Here is a 4,468-nt window from a genome sequence, read left to right on the forward strand (position 1 = left end):
GACGGGCGCGCGGCCCCCCGGCGTTGGAACGGCGCGTTCATGACCTGGAACAGGTAGCGGACGATCAGCAGCGTGCCCCATACGGCGAGGGTGATCAGCACCAGTCGGCCGATGGCGGCCGCCGAGATCTCGTGCGCGACGAACTGCACCTCGAGCCCGATCAGCACGAAGAGCGCCCCGTTGAGCAGGAAGACCCCGAACGGCCAGGCCGCGGCGACCTGGCGTCGAGACGAGGCGGTCGTCACCCGCGGCGACACGTAGGCGACGATGAGACCCGCCACCACCACGGCGAGGACGCCGGAGGCGTGCGCGATCTCGGCCAGAAGGAAGGCCGAGAACGGGATCAGCAGCAGTGTGACGTTGATCACGGTCGTCGACGAGGTGCGCCGCAGCAGCAGATAGCCGAGTGCCGCGATCACCACACCCGCGGCGATGCCGCCGATGTACGAGACGAGCACCGACATGGTCACCGACAGCGGCGTCACGTTGCCGCCGAGAGCGAGCGAGATCGCGATGGCGTAGAGCACCAGCGCGGTGCCGTCGTTCGTCAGGCTCTCCGCCTTGAGCTTCATGAACATGCGCCGCGGCAGGAGTCTGCCGAGGGCGGCCACTGCGGTCGCATCCGGCGGGGCCACGGCTGCACCCAGGATCAGAGCGGTCTCCCACGGCATCCCGAACAGCAGCCCGATGCCGGCGACGGCGAAGGCGGATGCCACGACGAGCAGCGTGCTCATGGGCAGGATGTAGCGGAAGTCACGTCTGATCGAGCGCAGCGACGTGGTCAGGCTCTCCCAGAACAGCATCACCGGCAGGAACAGCAGCAGCACGGTCTCGGGCGGCAGCTGGATCTCGCGCAGCTGCGGCACGAAGCCCAGCAGCAGACCGAGGATCACGAGCACGAGCGGCAATGCGAGCCGCACGCGCGGCGCCAGCAACGTGCCCACGAGGATCGTGAGTCCGATCAGGACGGTGACCTCGAGTCCTTCCATCCGAACCTCCCGGGTACCGCAGGATCAAGCTGTGCGATCCCGGCTGGCATCGAACCCCGCCCAGAGCACAGCGCATTCGACTGCCACCGTATTCCCGCGAGGCCCGAAGAGCCAGAGGGGTCGGGTCAGTCGAGCTCTTCCGTCAGCTCGAACCAGCGCAGTTCGAGCTCTTCGATCTCGGCCTGCTGATCGTTGATCGCCTTCATCTTGTCGCCGAGGCCGGCGAAGTCGGCCTGGTCATGATCCGCGAGCGCCTGCTTCGACCTGTCGACCTGCTGGGTCAGCTTCTGGATGCGTCGCTCGAGAGAGGCGACCTCCTTCTGCGCTGAGCGGAGCGCTGCACCCTCGAGGCCCGGCGCCTTCTTCGCTGTGTTGACGGCGGTCTGCGACTTGCCGGGCGCAGAGGTCTGCAGCTGGCGAAGACGCAGGTACTCGTCGACGCCGCCCGGCAGGTGACGCAGGTGACCGTCGAGGATCGCGAACTGCTGATCGGTCACGCGCTCGAGGAAGTACCGGTCGTGGCTGACCACGAGCAGGGTTCCCGACCACGAGTCGAGCAGGTCTTCGATCGCCGCGAGCATGTCGGTGTCGAGGTCGTTGGTCGGCTCGTCGAGGATCAGTACGTCGGGCTGGTCGAGAAGCACGAGCAGCAGCTGCAGTCGGCGCTGCTGACCTCCCGAGAGATCCTTCACGGGGGTGGAGAACTGCGCGGAATCGAAGCCGAGCCGCTCGAGCAGCTGCCCGGGCGTGAGCTCCTGCGCCTTCGAGCCTGCGCCCATCGTGTACGAGGTGCGCAACCGCGAGATCACGACGCGCACCGGCTCGCGCCGCACGTCCTCGAGTTCGTCGAGGCGCTGCGTGAGCGTCTTGACCTTGACGGTCGTGCCGCGCTTCACGCGGCCCACGGTGGGCTCGATCGTGCCCGAGATGAGTCCGAGCAGCGTCGACTTTCCTGCGCCGTTCACGCCCAGGATGCCGGTGCGCTCGCCCGGTGCGATGCGCCATTCGACGTCGCGCAGCACCTCGCGGGTGCCGCCGTCGACGGTCGGGTAGGTGACCCCCACGTCGAGCAGGTCGACGACGTCCTTGCCGAGGCGCGAGACCGCGAGCGACTGCAGCGAGACCTTGTCGCGGATCTCCGGCACGTCGGCGATGAGCTCGTTGGCCGCATCGATGCGGAACTTCGGCTTCGCCGTTCGTGCCGGCGCTCCCCGACGGAGCCACGCGAGCTCCTTCTTGGCGAGGTTCTGCCGCTTGGCCTCGGTGGCCGCAGCCATCCGATCGCGCTCGACGCGCTGCAGGATGTACGCCGCGTATCCGCCCTCGAAGGGCTCGACGATGCGGTCGTGCACCTCCCACGTCTCGGTGCAGATCTCGTCGAGGAACCACCGGTCGTGTGTCACGACCATGAGGGCTCCCGAGTTCGTCGCCCACCGCTTCTTCAGATGCCCGGCAAGCCACGTGATCGCCTCGACGTCGAGGTGGTTGGTGGGCTCATCGAGGGCGATGACGTCCCAATCGCCCGCGAGCAGCTTGGCGAGGGAGACACGTCGGCGCTGACCACCGCTGAGAGAGCCGATCTCGGCATCCCACGGCAGGTCCTTGAGCAGTCCCTCGATCACGTCGCGGATACGCGGGTCGCCTGCCCACTCGTACTCCGGTGTGTCGCCGACGACCGCGGCGCTGATGGTGAGGTCGTCGCTGAGGGTGTCCGCCTGATCGAGAACGCCGATGGTCGTGCCGCCGCGCACGGTGACGCGTCCGGAGTTCGGCTCCTTGCGGCCGGCGAGCATGCCCATGAGGCTGGACTTGCCGTCGCCGTTGCGGCCGACGATGCCGATGCGGTCACCTTCTTCGATGCCGAGGGTCACGGAGTCGAAGACGACCCTCGTCGGATATTCGAGGTGGAGGGCTTCTGCCCCGAGAAGATGTGCCATGTCACCTCTCAGGGTAGTCGGGCACGCTGAGCGGCTCGGTCAGGCTAGTGCGGCGGCGACGACCGACTCATGCCGTGACTGCATCCGAGAGTCCCAGACACCGAGCAGTTCGAACGTCGCGATGCGGAAGACGAGAGCGCGGATCAGATGCTGACGCCCCTCGCTCCTGCCACCTGCGAGCCGGATCATCTCGGCGGGCTCGAGGCCGTGCCAGCAGGCGGCATCGGCGAGGACGATCGCATCGGCGAATCCGACCGGTCGCCAGTACGGCGCCCAGTCGATGATCACCGGCGGATGCCCCGGGTCGAACATCACGTTGCCGAGGAGATCTCCGTGGATCACCTGTGATCGGTCGCCCACGGTGCGGAAGGCGCGGGCGAGTCGCTGCACAGCGGCATTGCAGGGCACCTCCTCCTCTTCCCACGCGATCCTGTCGGCTCGCGCCCACGGGTCGTCCGCGAGGTCGAGGAACGAGGGACGCTCGACGTCGACGAGCGCCCGGTGGAACGCTTCTCCCGCTCGGAGCACATCGTGCACGCGCGACTCGTCCGCGCGGCCCGAGAGCCACTGCCACGCCTCCCAGCCGTCGATCGACCAGGAGCCGCAGGCACAGATGATCGGCCGTGGCGTGCAGAAAGCAGCCGAGTGCGGGAGCTCCGCGAGGACGTTCGCCTTCCACAGCGTCTCGCCGTCGCCCGCTGAGGGACGCAGCACGATCTCTCCGGCCCGCCAGGTCAGGCCGCGTCCGCCAGGAAGGTTGTGGAGCTCCGCATGACGCTCGCTCTCGACTCCGAACTCAGCGAGGACCGAGCGGGAGGGAGGAGTCGCGGCCTGACACCTTCGTTACCTTTTCGTGATCATATCGATCGAGGAATACCTCGAATCTTCGTTCGAATGTCGGTGGCCCCTGGTCTACTTAAGGCATGACAGCACTGCTCGACGCGACCGACTCCCAGATGGCGACACTCGCCGATCTGGTCGCGTCGCTGGAGGCAGCGGAATCGACGCTGAGCAGCATGATGGCCGCCCGCGACGGGCTGCTCGCGATCGCCGGTCGGCTCGCTGTCGACATAGCGAAGCAGGGCGATCACCCTGATCGGGGAGACCATTCGATCAGGACGATCGCGGCTGAGATCGCCGCCTCGCAGCACGTTAGCGACCGGACGGTCGAACGCCGGATGATGGCCGCGGGGATGCTTGTCGACCTGTTCCCGAGCGTATGGGCGGCCCAGGGTGCCGGACGCATCAGCGCGGCACATTCGCGCGTCATCGCCGACGCGGGATCACACCTCGAATCAGCGAGCGATCGCGCGTCCTATGCCGCGATCATTCTGCCGCTGGCCGAGGTGGAGTCGCCGAACCGGCTGCGGGCCCTCGCTCGTCGGGTGGCGGAGAGGTTCGCTCCGACGACGGTGAGCGAGCGTCACCGAAAGGCTCGGTCTCAGCGTCGCGTGTGGATGACGGACGGCGAAGACGGCATGGCCGCCCTGCACACGCATGCTCCGGCCGCTCTGATCCACGGCATGTTCGACCGACTCTCGC

The 4,468-nt window shown here is 67.6% G+C and carries 4 protein-coding genes; 1 reads left to right on the forward strand and 3 read right to left on the reverse strand.

Annotated features, from left to right (window positions below; translation table 11 throughout):
- The 3 genes from J7E68_RS16050 to J7E68_RS16060 form a co-directional block, all read right to left on the reverse strand.
- A partial coding sequence (locus tag J7E68_RS16050) for a cation:proton antiporter (RefSeq protein WP_215174262.1) occupies nucleotides 1–989 on the reverse strand: 989 nt, incomplete at its 3' end.
- Nucleotides 990–1,114: 125 nt separating this feature from the next.
- Nucleotides 1,115–2,926: an ABC-F family ATP-binding cassette domain-containing protein gene (locus J7E68_RS16055; RefSeq protein ID WP_215174264.1), complete on the reverse strand. Its 1,812-nt coding sequence runs from the start codon at nucleotides 2,924–2,926 to the stop codon at nucleotides 1,115–1,117.
- A gap of 39 nt (nucleotides 2,927–2,965) precedes the next feature.
- Nucleotides 2,966–3,640 carry a hypothetical protein gene (locus tag J7E68_RS16060; protein WP_215174266.1) on the reverse strand — a complete coding sequence of 225 codons (675 nt, stop codon included), beginning with the start codon at nucleotides 3,638–3,640 and terminating at the stop codon, nucleotides 2,966–2,968.
- A 209-nt stretch (nucleotides 3,641–3,849) separates the two neighbouring features.
- On the opposite strand from J7E68_RS16060, the gene J7E68_RS16065 reads away from it, so the two are divergent.
- A partial coding sequence (locus J7E68_RS16065; RefSeq protein WP_215174268.1) for a DUF222 domain-containing protein occupies nucleotides 3,850–4,468 on the forward strand: 619 nt, incomplete at its 3' end.

The organism is Microbacterium sp. ISL-103 (genome assembly GCF_018613995.1).
In the GTDB taxonomy this organism is placed as follows: Bacteria; Actinomycetota; Actinomycetes; order Actinomycetales; family Microbacteriaceae; genus Microbacterium.